This window comes from Eggerthella sp. BIOML-A4, from assembly GCF_009875575.1.
Classification (GTDB): domain Bacteria; phylum Actinomycetota; class Coriobacteriia; order Coriobacteriales; family Eggerthellaceae; genus Eggerthella; species Eggerthella lenta.
In genome coordinates this window covers 228,307-251,439 of the sequence record NZ_WWRX01000001.1, presented here as the reverse complement: position 1 = coordinate 251,439, position 23,133 = coordinate 228,307, and the positions used below count along the sequence as shown (strand labels likewise).

Genomic DNA, 23,133 nt, shown 5'->3' with positions numbered 1-23,133 from the left:
GCCCGCGTTACAATAGGGAAACACGCACGACCGCCATCCGCGAAAGGTTGCAGTTCCATGAGCATCGCATTCGACCCCGTCCGCACCGCCGACGACCGACAGCGCCTCGCCGCGCTGGCCGACGAGATATGGCACGAGTACTGGCCCGCCCTCATCGGCGACGCGCAGACCGACTACATGGTGGAGAACTTCCAAAGCCTGGAAGCCATCGAGCGCGACATGCGCGAGCACGCCTACGAATATTGGTTCATGCGCGCCGAAGACGACGGGCGCATCGCGGGGTACACGGGCGGGCGCGTGGAGCCCGAGACGAACCGCTTCTTCATCTCGAAGGTGTATCTGCGCGCCGAGGAGCGCGGCAAGGGATTCGCCTCGCGGGCCATCGCCTTCTACGAGCGCCTCTGCCTCGAACGCGGGCTGGACGCGATGTACCTCACGGTGAACAAGCAGAACGACCTGGGCATCCGCGCCTATCTCGGCAAGGGCTTCGAAACCATCGACGCGGTGGAAACCGATATCGGCAACGGCTTCGTCATGGACGACTACATCATGGAGAAGCACGTCGAGCGCTAGCGAACGGCGCGCCGAGCGCGCAGGTTCGCGAACTCGCGCGGCCCCTGCGGGCACGAGCGTCCTGCCACCGCCTCGCTTCCGCGCGCACCCCGACCTACCGTTGTCGGCATCCGTGCGCGAACCCGCCGCGCCCCCATCTGCTTCAGCAACGTTTCGGTAGCGTCCCTCGAATCTGGCACGAATTCACGGTTCGGGCACTAATCTGCATCTATTTTGCCGAGCGCATGGCAAGTGCAACAGCATAATGCCAGGTCATGAGTTTTCCGAGTCCTAAATCTTCTGCCCAAACCGTGAATTCGTGCCAAAATCGATGAGCTTGACTGCGACGAACCGGAAAAACGAAAGACACCCCGGTAGCGGCGAGTCACCTTCAACCCTACGTTTAGTCTCCCGAATAGGACGAACGTCGCACTTTGCACGAGGTATGATCGACGTACCGGCAAAGGACTCGAGAAAGGGTGCGATCGTATGGGAAAGTTCGTGATCAAGACCACCGACGCGGGATGCCACTTCGTGCTGAAGGCCGACAACGGCGAGGTCATCGCCACGTCGCAGGTGTACACGACGAAGGATTCCTGCAAGAAGGGCATCGAGAGCGTCAAGAAGAACGCGCCCGAAGCCGAAGTGGTGGAAGAGGACTAACGCATGAAAGCGACCCCCGATCCGGGGGTCGCAGCATTTCCGGGCGGCAAACCAAAGCCCCGCCCGATCGAACGCCTACATGAACATCAGAAACAAGTGTGTGAACGCGAAAGCCAGCAAACCGCAGCCGGGGAAGGTAAGCACCCAGGTGAGCACCATCCTGCCGGCCAGACCCCACTTCACCGTGCGGATGCTCTTCTCGGCTCCTACGCCCATGATGGCGGTGGTCTTCGTGTGCGTGGTGGACACGGGCATGCCGGTGAACGTGGCCAGACCGATGCAGAAGCAAGCCGACAGGCACGCAGCGAAGCCCTGGTACTGCTCCATCTTCACCATGTTCATGCCCACGGACTTGATGATCTTCTTGCCGCCCACCGCCGTGCCCAAAGCCATGGTGGCGGACACGAGGATGATCAGCCAGAACGGGAACTCGACGTTCGCGTCCACCGCGCCGCTCATGCCGATCATGATACCCAGCATGCACAACGACATGAACTTCTGGCCGTCCTGCGCCCCATGGAGCACGGCCACGCCCGCGCCCGAGATGATCTGCGCCCATTTGAAGAACGAGTTCGCCTTCGCGCGCGAAGCGCGGCAGCACAGCTTCTTGATGAGCCTGGTGAACAGCCAGCCAGTTCCGAAGCCCAGGAATGTGGAGATGACCAGGCCGTAGACGACCTTCACCCACTCGTCGCCGTTCACGCCCGTCAGGCCGCCCTGCAGGGCGATGGCCGCGCCGGTGATGCCGGCGATGAGCGAGTGGCTTTGAGAGGTGGGGATGCCGAAGTACCACGCAGTCACACCCCAGACGATGATGGCCACCATGGCCGCCGCGAGCGCGATGAGGGCGGCTTGGTTGTCGCCGCCGAAGTCGACCATCTTGAAGATGGTGAGCGCCACAGCCGACGACACCATCGTGATGGCGGCCAACCCCACGAAGTTGCATACCGCCGCCATCGCAATGGCGGGACCGGGTCTCATAGCCTTCGTGCCCACCACGGTGGCGATGGCGTTGGGGGCGTCGGTAGCCCCGTTCACCACGGTGGCGCCCAGCGTCAGGACGACGATGAGGGCGAGCACCGGGTCGCCCATGAGCGCCGCGGCGAACGCTCCCAGATCATAGCTCATGCCGGTTTCCTCCGAACCCGAACGTTGAAGACAAAGCACTCGGAGCAATGATAGGGATGCAATGTCAGGATCAGGCAACGGAAAGATCAAGTTTAGGTAAAATCGCTTGTCACACGCGCGCGAAGGATGCGCCGAATGTAAAGAAAAGGCGCCGGCTGCACAATTGCAGCCGGCGCCTTCATGCCAAGAACGATCGTTTTTACCGCGCGAGACGCTCCTGCACGGAAGCGGCGATGCCTTCGGCGTCCAAGCCCAGGTCGTGCAACAGCTGGTTCGTGGAACCCTGGGGCACGAACGTGTCGGGGATGCCCAACGTCAGCGCGGGGACCGCGAGGCCTTGGCGCGCCAGCTCGCCCAGCACGGCCTCGCCTACGCCACCGGAGATGATACCGCCCTCCACCGTCACGACGAGCTTCGTTTGCGCCGCACGGGCTATTTCTTCCGCATCGAGCGGCTTGACCCAGCGCATGTCCACCACGCGCGCCTCGATGCCGTTCTCGGACAGCAGCTCGGCCGCCGCTTCGGCGCGCGGCACCATACGCCCGAACGCAAGGATGGCCACGTCGTCGCCTTCGCGAACCACGCGCGCCTTCCCCTCTTCCAATACCTGCGGCTCGTCGGGCAAGGCTACGCCCTCGGCCGCTCCGCGCGGGTAGCGGATGGCGAAAGGCCCGCCCAGCGCGAGCGCGGTATGCAGCGCATGCACGAGCTCGGCCTCGTTGGAAGGAGCCAGCATCCTCATATGCGGGATCATGCGCATGTAGGCGAGGTCGAACATGCCATGGTGCGTCGGGCCGTCCTCGCCCACGATGCCGGCGCGGTCTATGGCGAACACAACGTCGAGATCCGGCAGCGCGTTGTTGATGATGACCTGGTCGATGGCTCGCTGCAAGAACGTTGAGTAGATGGCCACAACCGGCTTCTTGCCGCCCGTCGCCAAGCCGCTGGCCAGGCCCACCGCGTGCTCCTCGGCGATGCCGGCATCCACGAACCGATCGGGGAACTCTTCGGCGAACGCGTCCAAGCCGGTACCGCCCTTCATGGCGGCCGTGATGGCCACGATACGCTCGTCGCGTCGCGCTTCGGCGGCCAGCGCCTTGCCGAACACGCTCGTGTACGACGGCGCCGATGCCGCTTTCTTCTTCACATCCCCCGTCGCGATATCGAACGGCGCGATACCGTGGAACTTCTCAGGGTTCTGGACCGCCGGCGCGTATCCCGCGCCCTTGCGCGTGACCACGTGCACGAGCACGGGAACGTCGGTGTTCATCACGGACGCCAACGTCTCTTTGAGCAGGCCGATATCATGACCGTCTATGGGCGCCGTGCACAGGATGCCCAGCTGTTCGAAAATCATCGAGCGCGGGATGACGAACTGCTTCATCGACTCCTTCACGTTGCGTCCGAAGTTCGCAAGCGCGCTGCCGAAAGCCCCGCTGCTCTCGAGCGCCTCCTGCACGGAGTCGCGGGTTTGACGATACTGAGGCGTGGCTCGCATGTAACCGAGGTGCTTCATGAGCGCGCCCACGTTGCGCGAGATGGACATCTCGTTATCGTTGAGGATGATCACCATGGGCGTCTGCGCCTGGCCGATGTGGTTGAGCGCTTCGAACGCCATACCGCCCGACAGGGCCGCGTCGCCGATGACGGCCACGATCTTCTCGTCGCCGCCCGAGAGTTCGCGCGCCTGCGCCAGACCGAGCGCCACCGACAGCGAGTCGGACGCATGACCCGACGGATGCACGTCGTAGGGGCTCTCGTCGGGCTTCGGAAACCCGGACAGGCCGCCGTAGGTGCGCAACGTGCCGAAATCATCGAGGCGGCCGGTGATCAGCTTATGCGCATAAGCCTGGTGCCCAACGTCGAACACGATCTTGTCGTGCGGGCAATCGAGCATGCTGTGCAAGGCCAGGATGATCTCCACCGCGCCCAACGATGACGCAACGTGACCGCCGGTTTGAGAAGCCGTCGTCACGATCTCCTCGCGCACCTCCTGCGCCAGAATGGACAGCTCTTCGTTCGTGAGCAGTTTCAGATCGGCAGGGGACGACACCATATCGAGAATACGATTATCCATATGCATCCTTCAACAGGGGCTACGCCGAAACCGGCGCACCCGTCTCCTGCGCAGACGCCTCGTCGGACGACTCGGCAGACCGCTCGCCCGCTTCCTCGACGCCCTGCTGCGCTTCGATGTTCTCCTCGAGCAAATCGCTGGCGCGAAGCCCGAGTCCTACCGCTTCCTCGTACAAGGCGAGCGCAGCGTCAAGCTCCAGCTCGTCGCTGCTCACCGCGTCGACGATTTCTTCGAGGCGGGACTTTACCGCCTCGAAGCTATCATACGACTCAAGCGCCATAGGAGGAGGCTCCTTCCGGCGACTCGCCCTCCTGCTCCGGCGACCCGCACTTCTGAGCCGCGAGGGGCTCGCTTTCGGGTTCCGCGATTTCGTTCTCCCGCATCGCCAGAGGCTCTTCGTTGCCAGCGGCATCCGCATCGCAAGAAGAAGGGGCATCGGCCTCCTGGCCCTCCTCCCCCTCCAGCATCTTGGCGATACGACCCAGAATGCCGTTGACGAAGCGATGGGATTCGTCTTCCCCACCGAAGTCCTTCGCCAGCTCAACCGCCTCGTTGATGGTGACCGAGGTGGGCACGTCGTCGATGTACATCATCTCGAACGTGGCCAACCGCAGAATCGAGCGGTCGACGATGGGCATGCGGGCCAACGACCAGTTCTCGGACGTGGCGGCAAGGTGGTTGTCGATAGCGATGCGATGCGACTCCACGCCTCGCACCAGCATCAACGCGTATTCGGGCAGCGGACCGTCTTCTTCCAGGCGACGGTCGCCCTCGGCGATTGCCGCGGGCGACTCGTCGGTTATCTCGCTGGTGTACAGCACTTGGAGCGCGGCACGGCGCGCGCTGGTTCGTTCATGTCGTTTAGCAGCCATATAGATTCTTAAAGCCTCCGGACGCTTAGCGGGCGAACTGCATGCCGTCGATGTACACGTCCACAGAGCCTACCGGAATGCCAACCTGGCTGGTCACCGCGTCGGAGATAGCCTGACGGATGTTGGCGGCGAGGTCGGGCAGCACATAGCCGTAGTACACGTCCACGCGAATGGAGATGTGCAGCTTGTCCTCCTCGTCCACCGTGATGTCGATGCCCTGAGTGGAGGGCTTGCTGCCGAACACGGAGCGCAGGCCGCTCGTGGTGGACGGGCCGATGCAGGCCACGCCCTCCACTTCGTTGGCCGCGATGGACACGATGGTTTCGACGACGCCCGGCGCAAGCGCCATGCCGTCGACGTTAAGCTCTGTCATAGTACGTCTCCCATCTGGGTTTCGATGAAGTCGGTGGTCACATCGCCCGAGCAGAACATCGCGTTATCGAGCACACGGCGATGGAAGGCGATCGTGGTTTCGATGCCCTCGATCACGAACTCGTCGAGGGCGCGGCGGCCGCGCGCAAGCGCTTCCTCGCGATCCTGGCCGTATACCACGAGTTTCGCCACCAGCGAATCGTAGTACGGCGAGATGCGCGAACCCGTGCGCACGTAGCTTTCCACGCGCACGCCGGGGCCGGCCGGGGCTTCGAATTTCGTGATGGTGCCAGGGCACGGGCGGAAGCCGTGCTGCGGATCTTCCGCGTTGATGCGGAACTCGATAGCATGGCCCGCAGGCGAGAACGGCGCACGGGAAGCGCAGCTCATGGGCTCGCCAGAAGCGATGCGCAGCTGCTCTTTGATGATGTCGGTGCCGGTGATCTGCTCGGTCACCGGGTGCTCCACCTGCACGCGCGTGTTCATCTCCATGAAGTAGAACGACCCGCGCTCGTCGAGCAAGAACTCGATGGTTCCAGCGTTCTTATAGTTCACGGCGCGCACGGCCTTGATGGCCGCCACGCCCATGGCGCGGCGCAGATCCTCGGTCAGGGCCGGCGAGGGCGCTTCCTCGATGAGCTTCTGATGACGACGCTGCACGGAGCAGTCGCGCTCGCACAGGGCGACGTTGTTTCCGAAGTCGTCGGCCAGCACCTGGATCTCCACGTGGCGCGGACGCAGCACGAGCTTCTCCAGGTACACGCCGTCGTTGCCGAACGCTGCCCCGGCCTCGGTGCGCGCGGCCTGGTACTGAGCCTCGAGATCGGCCGGGTCGTGCACTTCGCGCATACCCTTGCCGCCGCCGCCCGCCGTGGCCTTGATGAGCACCGGATAGCCCACGCTGTCGGCGAACGCCTTAGCCTCGGCCGCCGTCTCGATACAGCCGTCGGAACCGGGAACGGTGGGAACGCCGCACGCTTTCATCGTCTCGCGCGCGGAGCTCTTGTCGCCCATGCGCTCGATGCACTCGGGAGCCGGGCCGATGAACACGAGATCGTTATCGGCGCAGGCGCGGGCGAAGTCGGCGTTCTCGGCGAGGAAGCCGTAGCCGGGATGCACGGCTTCCGCGCCGGTGGTTTTCGCCGCGGCGATGATGTTGGCCATGATGAGGTAGCTCTTGTTCGCCTGAGCGGGGCCGATGCACACGGCCTCGTCGGCGTACTGCACGGGATAGGTGTCGGCGTCCTCGGTCGAGTAGACCGCGACCGTCTTCACGCCCAGCTCCTTGCAGGCGCGCATGATGCGCAGCGCCACCTCGCCGCGGTTCGCGATGAGAATCTTGTTAAACATTATGCCGTCTCCGGAGCCGGAGCCGGGGCACCGTGGGGCTCGATGTAGAACAGCACCGTGCCGAACTCGACGGGCGTGGCGTCCTCGAGGCACACCTCGCGGACGGTGCCCATCTCCTCGGCGGCGATCTCGTTCATGAGCTTCATGGCCTCGACGATGCACAGCGTCTGGTTGGCGGCAACCTCGTCCCCCACCTGCACGAACGGCGGTTCGCCGGGTGCCGGGGAGGTATAGAACGTGCCCACCATGGGAGCCGTGACGGCGTACCAATCGCTCGGACGCTCCACGTCGTCGGCAGCGGCTGCCGGAGCGGCGGCGGGAGCCGGAGCCACGGCGGCAACCGGCGCGGCCGCAGCGGCCACGGCAGCGGCCTCGGCCGACATCGTTCCCGGCATGCGTACGGCGATGCGGGTGCCCTCTTCCTCAACTACGATCTCGCCGACGCCGCTTTCCTCGGCGACGCGAACCAGCTCGCGAATCTGATTGATGTCCACGTAATCGTCCTCCTTGGTGTGGCTCGACTCCTGCTCCATGAGGAAATCGACCTTCTCCGATGTGCGGTGCTTGCTCAGGAACGTGCGCGCCTCGTTCGGGAACAGGGCGTACATGAGCACGTCCTCCTCGCTCTTCGCGAGGTCGCCGATCTCTTCTTCAACCTGAGCGTAGGTGGTGGTGACCAGCGAGCCGGGTGCCACGTCGGGCGGCAGCATTTCGGAGTTGCCCACGACCTTCGCCACGATGTCCTTGTCCATGCGGCCCGGAGCCTTGCCGTAGTAGCCGCAGATGTAGTCCTTCATCTCCTTGGACACGACGCTCCAGCGCTTGCCGGTGAGCACGTTGAACACAGCCTGCGTGCCCACGATCTGCGACAACGGCGTGACGAGCGGCGGATAGCCCACCTCGGCGCGCACCTTCGGAATCTCGCGCATCACCTCGGGCAGGCGATCGGCGGCGTTCTGGATCTCAAGCTGCGACACGAGGTTCGACATCATGCCGCCCGGCACCTGGTGCGAGTACACCTGCATGTGCGTGAGCGACGAGACGCCGCGCTTGTAGTGTCCGCGCTTGCGTATGTCTTCCCAGTATTCGGCGATCTCGAACAGGAGGTCGAGGTCGAGGCCGGTGTCGTAGCGGCTCTCCTGGAGCGCGGCCACGATCATCTCGACGGCCGGATGCGAGTTGCCGAACGCCAGCGGCGCATGAGCCGTGTCGGCGATGGCGGCTCCGGCTTCGGCGGCTTTGAGGATGTTGGCGGGCGCCATGCCGCCGACGTAATGGCAGTGGATGTGCAACGGCAAACCGATTTCGGCGTTGAACGCCTTCACCATGCGCTCGGTGCGGTAGGGCGTGAGCATGCCCGCCATGTCCTTGATGCAGATGGAGTCGGCACCGAGATCCTTGAGCTTCTGACCGTAGTCGAGGAAGCTGTCCAGCGTGTGCACGGGCGACATCGTGTAGGAGATGGCGCCTTCGAAGTGACCGCCGCATTCCTTGATGGCTTCGGCGTTGTCGACGACGTTGCGGATGTCGTTGAGCGCGTCGAACACGCGGAAGACATGCACGCCATTGCGCTTCGCGGCCTTGATGAAGTGATTGCAGATGTCACGCGAATAATGCTTGTACCCCACGAGGTTCTGGCCGCGAGACAGCATGGCAAGCGGCGTGTTCGGCGTCTGCGCCTTGATGGATCGCAGCCGCTCCCACGGGTTCTCGTCGAGGAAACGCATGCACGTGTCGAACGTCGCACCGCCCCACGCCTCGATGGCCCAGTACCCGACACGGTCCATTTTAGGCAGGATCGGCAGCATGTCGCCGATCTGCATACGCGTGGCCCAGAGGCTTTGCTGGCCGTCACGGATGGTGGTATCCATGATCTGAAGCCTTGGCATGAACTCACACCCCCTTCGGTTTGCAGTTAGTCAAAGATCGAAACAAGAATTATAGAGTAACCCCTTGCCGCGATAGCCATGACCGGGGAAATTCACCGACAAGCAACAGATTTCGAGCGGCGGGAGGCCGAGGCGGCCATACGTATGCAGCACGCTCATCAAAAAGACGCTGCATTGTAATCGCTGGATGACGGCTTGGGTTTTGCGCGCCGTTACGCTTTCTGTATGAGCGAGATGAGCAAAAACGAGAAGATGGCGCGCAAGGATCCCCTTGTCCAGCGCCTGTCTGCCGACTTGGGCAGCCGGCTTCTCGAAGTGCGCACCTCCGAAGGACTCTCCCAAACCACCTTGGCCGAGATGGTGGGCACGAAGCATCCTCGCATCAGCAACCTCGAAGGCGGCCTCGTGGACGTGCGCCTCTCCGACATCGTGAAGCTGGCCCGCGCCCTCGACGTGAACCCCGGCGAGCTGCTCGATCTCGCCGCTTACAAGCTGGAGGACTATCCCCTCCCCCTGCCCGACAACCACGCGCGTATGTAGACGAACAAAACGAGGGCGCCCGGCGGGCGCCCTCGTTTCCATTGAGCCGAGTCGGGGTTTCGCGCTTGCTACACGCGCTTGATGAAACGGCCGTCGCGGGTGTCGATCTGCAGGACGTCGCCGATCTCGACGAACGTGGGAACCTGCACTTCGACGCCGGTCTCCAGCGTGGCGGGCTTCGTCGTGTTAGTGGCCGTGTCGCCCTTGAAGCCGGGCTCGGTGTGCGTGACCTCGAGCTCGACGAACATCTGGGGCTCGATGCTGATCAGCTCGTCGCCAGCGTACAGCAGCGACGCCTCGTCGTTCTCCTTGAGCCACTTCGCGGCATCGCCGACGGTTTCGGTCGAGATGGCCATCTGCTCGAACGTGTCGTTGTCCATGAAGTTGAAATCGGCACCGTCGTTGTAGAGGTACTGCAGCTTCTTCGTCTCGAGACGCACGGATTCCACCTTGACGCCGGCGTTGAACGTGTTGTCGATGATGCGGCCGGTCTTGATGTCGCGCAGCTTCGTGCGGACGAAGGCGCTGCCCTTGCCGGGCTTCACATGCTGGAACTCGACGATGGTGCACAGCTTGCCGTTAAACTCGATGCACATGCCGTTCTTGAAATCGGCGGTAGAGATAGCCATACTCGGTAATCCTTTCGTTCACGGGCGATCCGCTGCGCGCCGCGGGGCCCGATCAGCGTTCAAACCGGTACATTATAACGTGTCGGGCAAACCTTGCGTGCGCACATCAACCGTATCAGAAAAAAATCAGGGCGAACCGACGGGACGGACGCGAAACCGTAACGCGTGCCGAGGTGCTGGGCGCAAAACGGCACCCATGACAATTTCCGGACGCATTTGTTGGATGCAGCGCCCCATTGGCCCCGCAAAAGCCCAGATGGCGAAAATCGTGAGGCTTTCACCGCCCGATTTTCGCTCTCTGAATTGTCATGGGTGCCGTTTTGCGCCCAGAAATCCACCGCCCGGGCGGAGAACCGGCTACAGGATCACCGGATCGTGGGTTGATCGGGTGAAGACCTCGAAGCCGTCGGGCGTGATCACGCCGAAATCTTCCAGGCGCATGCCGAATTCGCCCGGCAGGTAGATGCCCGGCTCGACCGTCACCACGTTACCCGGCACGAGGGGCTGCTCGTTGCGCGGCGACAGCGCGGGCTGCTCGTGGATGTCGATACCCACGCCGTGGCCCAAGCTGTGGCCCATCTTGCCGGCGAAACCCGCGTCCGCGAGCGCGCGCTCGGCCAGCTCGTGCATGACCTTGCCCGTCACGCCCGGCTTGAGCGCGGCTTCCACCTGCTCGTTCGCGCTGCGGATGGCCGCGTAGGCATCGCGCATCTTCTGGGACGGCTGGCCCAGGAACACCGTGCGCGTCATGTCCGAGCAGTACCCGTGCGCCCGTGCGCCGAAATCGAGCACGACGCATTGACCCGCCTCGAGCACCGTCTGGCCAGGAATGGCATGGGGGCTCGCGCCGTTCGCGCCCGCGGCTACGATGGACGGGAACGCAAGGCCCTCGGCGCCGTGGCGACGCATGAAGTCCTCCAGCTCGATCTGCACCTCGCGCTCGGTCATGCCGGGACGCATGTACCCCACGATGTGCGCGAACGCGGCGTCGGTGACGACCTGAGCCGCCTTCATGCGCGCGATCTCCTGCACGTCTTTCACGGCGCGCAGGTTCACGATGGAGTCGGATGTTTCGCGCAACTGCGGACGCGCGGGAGCCTCCGCGAAGGCGGCTTCGAGCGCGCGAAAGCCGGCGAGCGTCATGGAGTCCTCGATGCCGAGCGCGATGGCTTCGGCCCCGTCCGACGGCTGGTCGACGTGGCGGGCGGCGAAGGTTTCGGCGACGAACTTCGCGTGGGTGACCCGTGCGTCGTCGACCGCGACCGCTCCTTCGCGGGCAGCAGCCGCGCGCGCCGCCTCGCTATAGCGCGAGTCGGTGTGCAGCACGGCATCGTGCGGCGTGACCAGCAGCGCGTGCGCGTCCTCGTCGTCGAACACGCCGTCGAACGCGGTGAGCCAGGCGATGTTCGAGGTGTCGCGCACGAAGAACGCGCCCATGCCCGCATCGGCGCAGGCGGCGCGGAGACGATCGAGGCGAGGCCCGGCAGCCGCAGCGAGCGCGGCGCTATCGGGCGAGCAGCACATCGACGGCCTCCTTGTAGCCCTCTTTGCCCTTGCCCTTGATCTGCGCCACGCATACCGGCGCGATGACCGAGATGCGGCGGAACTCCTCGCGCGCGGAAATATCGGATAGATGCACCTCCACCGTGGGCACGTCGATGGACGACACGGCGTCGCGCAGCGCGTACGAGTAGTGCGTGTGCGCACCGGGATTGTAGACGATGCCGTCGTACGCGCCGCGCGCCTCGTGCAACTTGTCGATGAGCGCGCCCTCATGGTTGCTTTGGAAGCAGTCGACGCTCGCACCCCGCTCGGCCGCGTATTCCGTCACCTCGCGCTCGATGTCGGCAAGCGTCACCGTGCCGTACACGTCGGGCTCGCGGACTCCCAGCAAATTGAGGTTCGGCCCGTTCAACACCAGAATCTTCTTCATAATCGGCTTCCTCCCCTATGCCTTCGAGCGAGCCCAAGCGTTCAGGTGGTCGAGGATGGTGGCGTCGTCGACGTCGGCGAGCTGCCAGGAACCCACGTCGCGGGGCAGCACGAAGCGCACCTGGCCGCGACGGGCCTTCTTGTCGCGCTTCATGGCCTCCAGCATGGCCTCCGGCTCGGCCGACCAGTCGAGGGCGGGCAGGCCCAGCTGGTCGAGCAGGCTGTCCTGCGTCTCGACCAAATCGAGCGGCGCGTCCACCAGCGACACGGCCATGCGCGCGGCGAAGCGCATGCCCTCGGCCACGGCCGCGCCGTGCGAGAACGCGCCGTACCCCGCCAGCGATTCGACCGCATGTCCCAACGTGTGGCCGTAGTTCAGGCACTCGCGCACGCCCTTGCTCTCGGACTTGTCGGCGGCCACCACGTCGGCCTTGAACACCACCGAGCGCGCGATGGCCTCCTCTACTACCACCTCGTCGCGCGCCGCCAGCGCGCCCGCCGCGTCGACCAGCCAGAAGAAGAAGTCGTCCGAGTCGATGACCGCGGACTTCGCTATCTCCGCGCAGCCGCAGGCCCACTCGCGTTCGTCGAGCGTGGCCAGCGTGGCCGTGTCGGCGCACACGTACGCCGGCTGTTTGAACGCGCCCACGAGGTTCTTGCCGGCCGCCAGGTTGACGCCGGTCTTGCCGCCCACCGACGAGTCCACCATAGATAGCAGCGTCGTGGGAACCTGCACCACCGGCACGCCGCGCATATAGGTTGCGGCAACGAACCCGGCGAGGTCGCCCACCACGCCGCCGCCGAGCGCCACCACCACGCAGTCGCGGCCGAGCGCAAGGCTGGCCATGGCCTCCCATATCTCTCCCGCCACCTCGACAGACTTCGAGCCTTCGCCCGCCGGCACGGCGATGTCGCTCACGCGGAACCCGGCTTGCGCGAGCGCTTCCTTCGCGTCGGCGCGGTACAGCGGCGCAACGTTCTCGTCGGTGACGACGAGCGCGCGGTCCGACTCGGCGAACGCCGGCAGCTTGCGCAGATGCGCGCCCAGATTCGCCAGCACGCCGCCGCCGATGCGCACGTCGTAGGCTTCTTCGCCGGGGATGTTGACGATCACTTTCGTTGCAGGCACAGGATGCCCTCCTTCTCGAGCGCGCTCTGCACTTCGCGCGCGATGGTAGCCACGTTCTTGCCGGCGGTGTCGATGGTGAGGTCAGCCACGTCGGCGTACAGGGGCAGGCGCTCCTCGGACGTCTTGCGCGCGGCATCGAGGTCCTGGAACAAAGGGCGCGTGGAGGTGTCGCTGATGCGCGACTTCGCCTCGTCGGCCGTGACCTTCAGGTACACGACGAACCCCGCATCGCGCAGGATGGCGCGGTTCTCATCGCGCTTCACCACGCCGCCGCCGCACGACACGAGCAGCGGCTCCTTGCCGGCCAGCTCGCGCAGCACGTCCGTCTCGATGGCGCGGAAGCCGTCCTCGCCCGCCTGCGCGAAGATCTCCTTCACGCGCTTGCCCTCGCGGCGCTCGAGGTACGTGTCCATGTCCACCGAGGCCACGCCGCAGGTGCGCGCCAGCCGTCGCGCGACCGACGTCTTCCCCGCGCCCATGAATCCCACGAAGAACACGGGGCGCGCAAGCTCCCCCACCACGCGAGGTCGTCTCGAAGCCTCGTGCCTCATCGCGCCATCGTCCTGAGCCGCTGGCGGTACGCTTTCACGGCCGCCTTGATGTCGGCCATGTTATCGCGCCCGAACTTCTCGAGGTACGCCTCGGCCAGCACGAACGACACCTCGCTCTCGGCCACCACGGCGCAGGCGGGCACGGCGCACGTGTCGCTGCGCTCCTTCGACGCCTCTTCGACTTCCAACGTGTCGAGGTTCACCGTCTCGAGCGGCGTCATGAGCGTGGGAATGGGCTTCATGGCCGCACTCACGATGAGGGGCATGCCCGTGGTCATGCCGCCTTCGAGGCCGCCCGCATTGTTCGACGTGCGCACGAAGCCGGCCTGCTTGTCCAGCGCGATGGGGTCGTGCACCTCGGAGCCCACGCGCCGTGCCGCTTCGAAGCCCAGGCCGAACTCGACGCCCTTGATGGCGGGGATGGAGAACAGGGCAGCACCCAAACGCGAGGTCAGACGATCGCCTGCCGAGGCGTAGCCGCCCACGCCCGGCACGAGCCCCGTCACCACGACGCGGAACGTGCCGCCCAGGCTCTCGCCCGCGTCTTTCGCGCGGTCGATCTCGGCCTTCATAGCCTCCGTCGCCTGTTCGTCGGGACAGCGCACCTCGCTCGTCTCGATAGCAAGCGGCTTGTAGTCGGGAGCGTTCATGAACGCGTCGTCCTCTTCGAAGGACGCGCTTCCGATGGACGTGACGTACGAGAACACCTCCACGCCCAGGTCGGCCAAGAACTCGCGCGCGATGCCGGCCGCCGCCACGCGCGCAGCTGTCTCGCGGGCGCTTGCGCGCTCGAGGATGTTGCGGCAGTCGGACGTGTCGGTTTTGAGCGCCCCCACGAGGTCGGCGTGGCCGGGGCGTGGCGTGACCTCGCGGGCGAGGTCGGACGGAGCCTCGCCGAACGCGGCCATGCGATCGGTCCAGTTCTCCCAGTCCCGGTTGCGCACCACGAGCGCGATAGGAGTTCCCAGCGTGCGGCCGAAGCGCACGCCGGAGACGACCTCCACGGTATCGCGCTCGATACGTTGGCGGCCGCCGCGCCCGTAACCGGACTGACGACGAGAAAGGTCGGTGTTGATTTGCGATTCGGAGATCTTCAAGCCCGCGGGCACGCCTTCGACGATGGCCGTCAGGCACGGACCGTGGCTCTCGCCTGCTGTTAGGTATCGCATAGTCTGTCGCTTTCCGCGCTGATACGAATGGTTCGCATCGTATTGTACCCTACCGTTCAGGCAAGGCTAGCAAAAAGCAGGTCGCACGCCGCATCCGCATCGAATGAGTCATCAACCCCATCCCTATGGCTCACGTACTCGTCATCCTGAGCGAGCGCAGCATTCGACAGTCCAGTGGACTGTCGAACTCCCGAGCACGCGAAGCGAGCGCAGGGAGGCTCCGCGAAGCGGGGACGCGAAGGATGCCGTACGGTGCCAACCGAGACGCTTCCAGCTGGCGCCTCACGGGATCCTTCGACTCCGCGCTACGCGCTCCGCTCAGGATGACGAAGCAACCAGTCGGTTCCGTTCAGGATGACGGAAGTCTACAGGTCGAATCCTGCCGCTTCCGCCATCAAGGCGAACAGCTCGTCGTCAGACAGGGCGACGTCGACCTCGGCGAGGTCGCACACGGCGTGCACGGTGGCCACTGCCTGCGCTACCAGCATCCCGGCGCCGTCGTGCACCGTGCATCCCGCTTCGCGCGCGGCGCGCACGAGCGCCGTCTCGCCGTGGCCGTATACCGCGTCGAACACGGTCTGGCCCGCGCTCAGAAGCCCGACGTCGAACGGCGAGCCGTCGCCCTCGTTCATGCCGAGCGGCGTCGCGTTCACCACGAGATCGGCGGCGGCCAGCGCCTTCGTGGACGTGGTGTAGCTGCCGAACTTGAACGTGGTGCGCTCGTAAGCCGTGCGGAAGCTGCGATGGTGCGCCTGCGCTGCCGGCAGGTCCACCGTGGCATTTGCCAACAGGCCGAACCGCTCGACGTAGCCTTCGAGCACCTTGCGGGAGCGCTCCTTGTCGCGCCCGACCAGCATGGCCACGTCCGCCCCGGCGATGGCGCATGCGTGCAGGATGGACAGCGCCGTGGGGCCCGTGCCGCACACGGCCACGCGCTTGCCTGCGAAGCAAAAGCCCGTGCGCTCCAAGTACGCCACGCAGCCCTGGCCGTCGGTGTTGAAGCCGATGAGCGCGTCACCCTTCTTCACCAGCACGTTCGCGCCCTGGGCGAGCTTCGCCGTGGCAGCCTTCGCCGTGGCGGCCTCGAACGCGAGCGGCTTGTACGGCGTGGTGATGTTGATGGACAGGAAGCCGCGCGCCTCCACGAACGAGCGCGCCTCTTCCTCGGTCGCGCAATCAGCCAAACCGTAGCGCCACGGCAATCCTAAGCGCTCGTACACGGCGTTGTACATCGCGGGCGACGAAGAGTGCGCAATGGGATGTCCCAAGAGGTACAGGCTCTCGGCCGGCCGTTCGGCTTGCGTGTCGGTCATAACGATCCTTTCGCTCGCTCGTTCACATCAGACGCCCTGCGCGTCGGGTTCCTCATCCTCGCAGGGGACGGCGTTCTGCGACGTCGATGCGGCGCCCTCCGGCTTACGCTCGCCCATGACGACGCGCTCGAAGTTGCGCAGCAGCAGCGTATGGGGCAGATCCTGCTCCACCAGCGGAGCCAGCAGATACGCCTTCATGCCCAGAAAATGCGCGCCCATGACGTCGGTGACCAGCTGATCGCCGATGACCACCGTCTCGGAACGCTTCGCTCCCAGCTTGCGCAAAGCCATGAGGAACGCGGGCGGCAACGGCTTGACGGCCTTCGCCACGATGGGCAGCGAAAGACGGTTCGCCAGCTGGTACACCCCTTCGTGCCAGTTGTTGGACACAAGGCAGAACGTAATGCCCGCGTCGCGCGCCTTCGCCAGCCAGAACCCCACGTCACGCGGCACTTCGTGGGTGTCACGCGTGAGGATGGTGTTGTCCACGTCCAGCAGCACGTTGCGAAAGCCCAGCGCCAGCAGGTCGCGGTCGATATCGATGCGCGAGATGCGCGCAAAGTAGCGGTCGGGTTCGAGAAAAGACATGGCGTTGTCGCTAACGGCCTAGGAGAACGTCTGCTGATGCTCTTCGTACGTTTCGCTGAAGTAGTACTGCATCGTACCGCCTTCATCAGGCGCGAAGTAGAAGAAGAAGTAGTTCGTCTGCGCAGGGTTGCACACGGCTTGCAGGCAATCGAGACCCGGCGAGCAGATGGGCGTGGGAGGCAGACCCGTGTTCGTGTAGGTGTTGAACGGCGTTGGATTCTTGATATCCTCGGGGGTGGGGTCGTGACCCAGCTCGTAAGCCGTGGTCGCATCGCTTTGCAGGAAGCCGTAGTTCGGATCGCCGAAGTTGTTCAGGCGGTTGTAGAACACCGAGGCCACCTGGGCGCGGATCTGCTCGTCGCCCGACGACTCGCGCTCAACGATGGAAGCCAGCTTCACGGCATCGTAGATGGTGAGGCCCTGGCTTTGCGGGTAGGACCAATCGAGCCCCGACGTCTCGGTCTTGAACTGGTCGAGCATCATGCGCACTACCGACTCGGCCGTGGCATCGTCGCCGATCTCGTACGTTTTCGGGAACAGGAAGCCTTCCAGGCTGTTCGTGCCCGCGTCGGCCAGGAAGTCGTAGTCGGCCGCGTATGCGCTGGCATCCGACGCAGCGGCCGTGAACGCGTCCGCCGTGATGTGATTCTCGGTGAAGGTTGCCACGCTCTGGGCAACGGCCTCGAGCGTGCTGCCTTCGGGGATGGTGAGCGCGTTCGCCACCGGACCGGCCGTCAGCTGGTTGATGATGGCGTCGAGCGACATACCGCCCGCGAATGTGTAGGTACCGGGCTTGAGCTGGGAATCAACGCCCATCTCGTTGACGCGCTTCGTGAAGTCTCCCGCATTGGAAACCAGACGGGCTTCCGCAAGCTGCTCTCCGACGACCTTGGCACCAGCACCTTCGGCCACCGTGATCGTGGCCTCCTGACCCTCGGCCAGAAGCTCGACCGATTGCGCGGAACAGCTGTTGAACAGGGTGAGCGCGCCCCACGCCAAACCTCCGACGACGAGAACGGCCAAAACGGCGGCGACTATAGCAGGAGCCTTGCTTTTCTTCGGGCGGATATAGCTGGTATCGTACGTACGGAACTGGCGCTCGCCCCGGGCATGAGCCGAGCGAGCTGCATGGTTCGGACGCTGAGAATAGGTGACTTGCTTCCTGTGCTGGGGCATGGAACTGATCCTCTTCTTCCATCAAGCCTCACGGCGCGCGTCAAGCCACGCCTGCAAAAACAAACTTGCGGCTATCATATCTATTTTGCCGCGCATGGCCTTCTCGGTCATGCCCTTTTCACGCAAACTCCGTTTGGCTTCCTGCGAACTTAACCGCTCATCAGCGAATTCGTAAGGGATGCCGCAGGCGTCGGATATGGTTTTCGCCGCTTTCCGAATGCGCGCGGCCTGAGGCCCCTCCGCGCCCGCCATGGTGTAGGGAAGTCCGCACAGCAGCAGCTCCGGCTCCCAATCCTCAAGCGCTCGCTGGAACGGCTTCGCGCAGTTCAGCACTTCCGAGGCGGGCAGCACGGCCACCGGAGAAGCCACCCGTTCCCCCGGATCGCTCACCGCAACCCCCACGCGCGTCTCCCCAATATCCAAAGCCATAATTCGCATGATGAGCCCTTTCATGTTACCGGCGGATACGCGCGGCTTTCCGCTTTCAGCTTATTGTACGTCAATGCGGCAACCTGGCGAAGAGCGCAAGCATGCTCGCAACCTCTTTTGAGAAAATCGCACGGTCGATAGACGGCGACTTGTCGTCGAGGTGCGAGAATATGGCAAAAATTTTGAGCTAGGTGAATGTGGGACGCCAGAAGACCGTCTTTGCATCGTAACTTGTGCGCAAAACACCTGGTCGGTTTTCTCACACGCTCGCTTTTAGCCAAGTTAGATATATGTAACTTTTACCTACCTCGAAATTCTTGCCAAAATCAGCCCGCCAAACGACCGAATAGGATTTCTCGATCCGTTTCGCACGCCCCAGGTTGACGAAGACGACAAGACGGTCACGCGCGTCACGAAGAGGCAAGCGAGGCAGCATGATCACTCCCCAGGATGAAAAAAGGGCTTCTCCGATTCACGGAGAAGCCGCCGAAAAAGACGCCCCGCAGGTTGAAGCGCCGCTCGCAGAGCCGGTGCCCCCAGCGGAAGAACCGCCTCGGGCGCCGTGCCGAGGGGTGCGCCGCGAGATTTCCCCTTCGGGGACTTGTCACGCTTCGCTTCGCGGCGCCGCACCCGTCGAGCCGAAACGTCCTGTGGACGTTTCGAGCGAGCTCAGGACCGCCTGGGCGCCGCACCCCTCGGCACGGCGCCCAGCCAACAACCCTACAGCAGCATGTCGCGCGCAGCCTGAAGGGCCGCATCGATGCCCGAGGCGTCTTTGCCGCCGGCCTGCGCCATGGCGGCCTTTCCGCCGCCGCCGCCCTTGATGTTCCCCGAGATCGCCTTGATGACGGCGCCTGCGTCGAAGCCCGCCTCCACCGCCTCCGGCGTGCCGGCCGCCAACAGCGTGGGCTTGCCGTCTTTCTCCGTGGCCAGCACCGCGGCGCCCGGCTGGCCCAAACGCGTGCGCAGCACGTCCCACATGTTGCGCATCTGACCCGCATCGGCCTCCGGCATGCGGCCGAACACTACCGGATAGCCCGCAGCGCTCGTCTGCGCGGTCTCGAGCAAGGCGTTGATGCCGTCGTCGGCCACGGCCTCGCGCCCACGCTTCAACTTCGTCTGCAGGTCTTTCAAGGTCTTCATGTTCGATGCCGTGCGCTCGCTCACGTCGAACAGGGGCACGCGCAAAGACTCGGCCGCCTCCTTGAGCTCAGCCTCCACGCGATTCATGTACGCAAGCGCGTCGAAGCTGGTCACGGCTTCGATACGACGCAGGTTCGCGCCCACGCTGGTCTCGGAGGTTATCTTAACGAAGCCTATTTCGCTCGTAGCCGAAACGTGGGTACCGCCGCACAGCTCCTGCGAAAAGCCCTCGATGTCGAGCACGCGCACGAACTCGCCGTACTTCTCGCCGAACAGCGCCATGACGCCGGCTTCGCGTGCCGATGCGAGCGACGTCTCGTAGGCGCGCACGGGATGATTCTCCATGATCTTCTGGTTCGCCAGGCGCTCCACCTCGGCGATCTGTTCGGCCGTCATGGCCTCGAAGTGGGTGAAGTCGAAGCGCAGACGGCTGTCGGCGACGTAGCTGCCCGCTTGCTTCACATGGTCGCCCAGCACCTCGCGCAGCGCCCAATGCAGGATGTGCGTAGCGGTGTGGTTGCGGCGGATACGCTCGCGGCGCGGCACGTCGATGGCGGCATGCACGGCATCGCCCGCGCTCAAGCGACCGCTCTCCACCTTCACGGTGTGCGCGATCAGGCCCTTCTCGGGCTCCTTCGTGTCCAGGACCGCCACGATGGCATCGTCCTTCGCAAGCACGCCGGCGTCGCCGATCTGGCCGCCCTTCTCAGCGTAGAAGGGCGTAGCGTCCAACACTACGCGACCCTCGTCGCCCGCCTCCAGCACATCCACCTGCACGCCGTCTTTCACAAGCGCCAGCACGCGCGCTTCGGCGTCGTTCTTCGTATAGCCGAGGAATTCGGTGGGGCCCACGGCCTCGAGGATCTCGTTCATCACGCCGCCATAGGTGGACCAGGCCGCCTCGGCGTCCTTCGTATTGGCAGCGCGAGCGCGCTCGCGCTGCTCGTCCATGCAGCGGCCGAAGCCTTCCATATCAACTTCGATGCCGCGCTCGTCGCACAGCTCTCGCGTGACCTCCACGGGGAAGCCGTACGTATCGTGCAGCGTGAACGCGCGGTCGCCCGGCAGCACCTCGCCCTCGAGCTCGGCCAGCGCCTCGTCGAGGAACGCGCGGCCCTGGCGCAGGTTTGCGCCGAAGCGCTCTTCCTCGGACAGGATGACGCGCCGCGTGAGCTCGCGGTTCTCCACGATCTCGGGGTACACGTGACCCATGAGGTTCACGATCTCGTCGACGTAATCGTTGAGGAACGGCTTGTCGAGGCCCAGCAGATGGCCCTTCATCACGGCGCGACGCAGCAGACGGCGCAGCACATAGCCGCGGCCTTCGTTGGAGGGCAGGATGCCGTCGGCGATCATGAATGCCACGGCACGGCTGTGATCGGCCATGATGCGCAGCGATAGGTCGATGGCCGCGTCCTCGCCGTACGTCGTTCCGGTCAGCTTCTCGCCCACCGCCACGAGGCTGCGCAGCACGTCCGTCTCGTAATTGGACTGGACGCCCTGCAGGATGGCCGCGATGCGCTCGAGGCCCATGCCGGTGTCGATGTTCTTCTTCGGAAGGGGCACGAACGTGCCGTCTTCCTGTCCGTCGTACTGGGTGAACACGAGGTTCCAGTACTCCAGGAAGCGGTCGCAGTCGCAACCAGGCGCGCAGTCGGGGCTGCCGCAGCCGAAGTCCTCGCCCTGATCGAAGTAGATCTCCGAGCAGGGGCCGCAGGGGCCCGTAGGCCCGGCACGCCAGAAGTTGTCATCCTCGCCCAGGCGCGAGATATGGTCGTCGGGCACGCCCAGCTTCTTCCAGATCTCGATGGTCTCGTCGTCGTCGAGATACACGGTGAAGTACAGGCGCTCGGCCGGCAGGCCCAGCACCTCGGTGGAGAATTCGTACGCCCACGCGCACATCTCCTCCTTGAAGTATTCGCCGAAGCTGAAGTTGCCCAACATCTCGAAGAAGCTCTGGTGACGGCCCGTGGTGCCGATGATGTCGATGTCGTTCGTGCGCACGCACTTCTGCACCGTCGTCGTGCCGATGTAGGGGGCTTCGAGGTGCTTCTGCTGCAGGAAATACGGCTTGAACTGCACCATGCCGGCGCTCGTCAGCAACAACGACGGGTCGTCGGGAATGAGCGATGACGAGGGCCAGCGCTTGCAGCCCTTCTCCTCAAAAAAGCTCAGGTACTTCTCGCGGATCTCCGCGCTGGTCATGTACTTCATAGTCGCGTCTTTCTATCTCCTCGGGGGCCGCCTCGCACGACCCGCTGCTCCACTAACGACGTGCGCCCGCACGCCCCCACGCGCTCAGGCCAACAAAGCCCGATCAACGCTTCTTACGATGCTGCGCCTTCTGATCGGCCTCGGCCTTGCGCTGCTCGACGCGCTCGAACGCCGCCGAGATGTCGGGATGCGGCGACGTGGCATCGGCGATGGGATCGAGCGTGCCGTCCGAGGCGGTGGTGCCTTGGAAGAACACGCCGTCTGCGCTTACCAGCTGCCGCCCCGTGCGCTTTTCGAAATAATACACGAAAACCGACTTCGCAACCGCGACGGCGGGAATGGAAGCCAACATACCCACAAGCGAGCCCGTGAAGCCGCTCATAGCGCCGCCTATAGCGGAGCCCGCCATCAAAGCGATGAGGGTGAGCGCCGGATGAACGTCCACCGAGTTCGCCATGATCTTCGGCGAAATAAACGTATAGACGATCTGCTGGATGGCGATGGTGCCGCCGAGCGCGATGACCGCGATCCAGGGGCTGACGAACACGCCCACGATGGCCGCAAGCGCACCGCCGAGCCACGGGCCCACGATGGGGATGATGTTCAACAGGCCGGCGATGCCGCCGAGCGCCGCGTAGTTCGGGATGCCGATGGCGCCGAACAGAACGACGCAGCCCACGCCGATGATGGCGCACTGCAAAAGCGTGCCCTTGATGTAGCCGCCCATGACGCGCGTGAACGTGACGTGCAGCATTTCCAGATCCTCGTGGCGCTTCGGGTTGACGAGGCGCATGCATTCGCGTCCAAGCTGCGGAAGCTCCATGAGGATCCAGAAAGCCACCACCAGCGCAAACCCGAGCGCAACGAACGTGTTGACCAGACCCGTCCCGATGGCGACCACGCCGTTGGCGCTATCGCGGGCGAACGTCGAAGCCCATGAGACGATGGCGTCCAGCGCATTGTTGATCCACGTTTGTACCGTGTCGTTCTGAAGCACGTCGGCGTAGCGCGTGTACAGGTCGTTGCCCCACCCGGCGATGGTCTGAACGTAGCCCGGAATGCTCTCGATGAGGTTGGTGAACTGGTCGCCCACGCCGAACGCCGGCGAGAACATGAGAAGCCCCACCAAAGCCAGAACAACGAACATCAGGACGTAGGCGATCGTCGTGCCGGCCACGCGTGGAACGCCCAGTTTCTCCAGCTTGTTCACCGGTCCTCGCAGGCAGAATACGATGACGATGGACCAGATGACGATGCCGATAGGCACGCTCAAAATATTGAACAGGTAAACGAGAACGCCCGTGAGCAGAATGCCGCCCACGATCGTCCAGACTATGAGAAAGCTTCGCTTCGCTTTGTCGGTTTTCGTCGCTTCGGAGCTGGGAGTCTCCACCGAGTCGCCCTTTCGTGCCGTGTA

Annotated in this window: 22 protein-coding genes; 3 read left to right on the top strand and 19 right to left on the bottom strand. The window is 64.4% G+C overall.

Features of this window, described 5'->3' with window-relative positions; all coding sequences use genetic code 11:
• The first annotated feature begins 57 nt into the window (after positions 1-57).
• Both GT613_RS01120 and GT613_RS01115 read left to right on the top strand, forming a co-directional pair.
• Positions 58-573: a GNAT family N-acetyltransferase gene (locus GT613_RS01120; RefSeq protein WP_009609360.1), complete on the top strand. Its 516-nt coding sequence runs from the start codon at positions 58-60 to the stop codon at positions 571-573.
• Positions 574-1,041: 468 nt separating this feature from the next.
• On the top strand, positions 1,042-1,215 hold the full coding sequence (locus tag GT613_RS01115; protein ID WP_009306656.1) for a YegP family protein: 174 nt from the start codon (positions 1,042-1,044) through the stop codon (positions 1,213-1,215).
• Positions 1,216-1,290: 75 nt separating this feature from the next.
• Here GT613_RS01115 and GT613_RS01110 read toward each other — a convergent pair whose 3' ends face one another.
• From GT613_RS01110 to accB, 7 genes are all read right to left on the bottom strand, one after another.
• Positions 1,291-2,343 (bottom strand): inorganic phosphate transporter, encoded by a 1,053-nt coding sequence (locus tag GT613_RS01110; RefSeq protein ID WP_009306657.1) that lies wholly within the window; start codon positions 2,341-2,343, stop codon positions 1,291-1,293.
• Between the two features lie 199 nt (positions 2,344-2,542).
• Entirely contained in the window at positions 2,543-4,420 is a 1,878-nt protein-coding gene (gene dxs / locus GT613_RS01105) for a 1-deoxy-D-xylulose-5-phosphate synthase (RefSeq protein ID WP_009306658.1), read from the bottom strand.
• A gap of 19 nt (positions 4,421-4,439) precedes the next feature.
• Positions 4,440-4,700: an exodeoxyribonuclease VII small subunit gene (locus GT613_RS01100; RefSeq protein WP_009306659.1), complete on the bottom strand. Its 261-nt coding sequence runs from the start codon at positions 4,698-4,700 to the stop codon at positions 4,440-4,442.
• Positions 4,690-5,292, bottom strand: coding sequence for a transcription antitermination factor NusB (nusB, locus tag GT613_RS01095; protein WP_009306660.1), 603 nt, complete (start codon positions 5,290-5,292; stop codon positions 4,690-4,692). Before nusB ends, GT613_RS01100 begins: the two co-directional genes overlap by 11 nt.
• A 25-nt stretch (positions 5,293-5,317) precedes the next feature.
• Positions 5,318-5,665 carry an Asp23/Gls24 family envelope stress response protein gene (locus GT613_RS01090; protein WP_009306661.1) on the bottom strand — a complete coding sequence of 116 codons (348 nt, stop codon included), beginning with the start codon at positions 5,663-5,665 and terminating at the stop codon, positions 5,318-5,320.
• Positions 5,662-7,014: an acetyl-CoA carboxylase biotin carboxylase subunit gene (accC, locus tag GT613_RS01085; RefSeq protein WP_009306662.1), complete on the bottom strand. Its 1,353-nt coding sequence runs from the start codon at positions 7,012-7,014 to the stop codon at positions 5,662-5,664. Before accC ends, GT613_RS01090 begins: the two co-directional genes overlap by 4 nt.
• A complete protein-coding gene (gene accB / locus GT613_RS01080; RefSeq protein ID WP_009609311.1) occupies positions 7,014-8,903 on the bottom strand; it encodes an acetyl-CoA carboxylase biotin carboxyl carrier protein in 1,890 nt (629 codons plus the stop codon). Before accB ends, accC begins: the two co-directional genes overlap by 1 nt.
• A 234-nt stretch (positions 8,904-9,137) precedes the next feature.
• Between accB and GT613_RS01075 the strand changes: the two genes are divergently transcribed.
• Complete coding sequence (locus GT613_RS01075) at positions 9,138-9,443, top strand: helix-turn-helix domain-containing protein (protein ID WP_009609432.1); 306 nt, start codon at positions 9,138-9,140, stop codon at positions 9,441-9,443.
• 68 nt (positions 9,444-9,511) lie between these two features.
• On the opposite strand, the gene efp is transcribed toward GT613_RS01075, so the two are convergent.
• The 12 genes from efp to GT613_RS01015 all read right to left on the bottom strand — a co-directional run bounded on the left by efp (position 9,512) and on the right by GT613_RS01015 (position 23,109).
• Complete coding sequence (gene efp, locus GT613_RS01070) at positions 9,512-10,072, bottom strand: elongation factor P (protein WP_009306665.1); 561 nt, start codon at positions 10,070-10,072, stop codon at positions 9,512-9,514.
• Positions 10,073-10,429: 357 nt separating this feature from the next.
• Positions 10,430-11,596, bottom strand: a complete 1,167-nt coding sequence (locus GT613_RS01065) for a Xaa-Pro peptidase family protein (RefSeq protein WP_009609341.1) — start codon at positions 11,594-11,596, stop codon at positions 10,430-10,432.
• Positions 11,577-12,005 (bottom strand): type II 3-dehydroquinate dehydratase, encoded by a 429-nt coding sequence (aroQ, locus tag GT613_RS01060; RefSeq protein WP_009306668.1) that lies wholly within the window; start codon positions 12,003-12,005, stop codon positions 11,577-11,579. Before aroQ ends, GT613_RS01065 begins: the two co-directional genes overlap by 20 nt.
• A gap of 15 nt (positions 12,006-12,020) precedes the next feature.
• Positions 12,021-13,133 carry a 3-dehydroquinate synthase gene (gene aroB / locus GT613_RS01055; protein WP_009609434.1) on the bottom strand — a complete coding sequence of 371 codons (1,113 nt, stop codon included), beginning with the start codon at positions 13,131-13,133 and terminating at the stop codon, positions 12,021-12,023.
• Positions 13,115-13,684 (bottom strand): shikimate kinase, encoded by a 570-nt coding sequence (locus GT613_RS01050; RefSeq protein ID WP_192925343.1) that lies wholly within the window; start codon positions 13,682-13,684, stop codon positions 13,115-13,117. The genes aroB and GT613_RS01050 overlap by 19 nt, the downstream gene beginning before the upstream one ends.
• Entirely contained in the window at positions 13,681-14,853 is a 1,173-nt protein-coding gene (aroC, locus tag GT613_RS01045) for a chorismate synthase (RefSeq protein WP_009609385.1), read from the bottom strand. The genes GT613_RS01050 and aroC overlap by 4 nt, the downstream gene beginning before the upstream one ends.
• A gap of 365 nt (positions 14,854-15,218) precedes the next feature.
• Entirely contained in the window at positions 15,219-16,166 is a 948-nt protein-coding gene (locus GT613_RS01040; RefSeq protein ID WP_114516358.1) for a shikimate dehydrogenase, read from the bottom strand.
• Positions 16,167-16,193: 27 nt separating this feature from the next.
• Positions 16,194-16,754, bottom strand: a complete 561-nt coding sequence (locus tag GT613_RS01035; protein ID WP_114516359.1) for a YqeG family HAD IIIA-type phosphatase — start codon at positions 16,752-16,754, stop codon at positions 16,194-16,196.
• An 18-nt stretch (positions 16,755-16,772) separates the two neighbouring features.
• Positions 16,773-17,930 (bottom strand): endolytic transglycosylase MltG, encoded by a 1,158-nt coding sequence (gene mltG / locus GT613_RS01030; RefSeq protein ID WP_114519746.1) that lies wholly within the window; start codon positions 17,928-17,930, stop codon positions 16,773-16,775.
• Between the two features lie 21 nt (positions 17,931-17,951).
• Positions 17,952-18,368: a Holliday junction resolvase RuvX gene (gene ruvX / locus GT613_RS01025; RefSeq protein ID WP_009306675.1), complete on the bottom strand. Its 417-nt coding sequence runs from the start codon at positions 18,366-18,368 to the stop codon at positions 17,952-17,954.
• 711 nt (positions 18,369-19,079) lie between these two features.
• Entirely contained in the window at positions 19,080-21,716 is a 2,637-nt protein-coding gene (gene alaS, locus GT613_RS01020; RefSeq protein ID WP_114516361.1) for an alanine--tRNA ligase, read from the bottom strand.
• A gap of 103 nt (positions 21,717-21,819) precedes the next feature.
• Positions 21,820-23,109, bottom strand: a complete 1,290-nt coding sequence (locus GT613_RS01015) for an AI-2E family transporter (RefSeq protein ID WP_009609454.1) — start codon at positions 23,107-23,109, stop codon at positions 21,820-21,822.
• Positions 23,110-23,133: the final 24 nt, after the last annotated feature.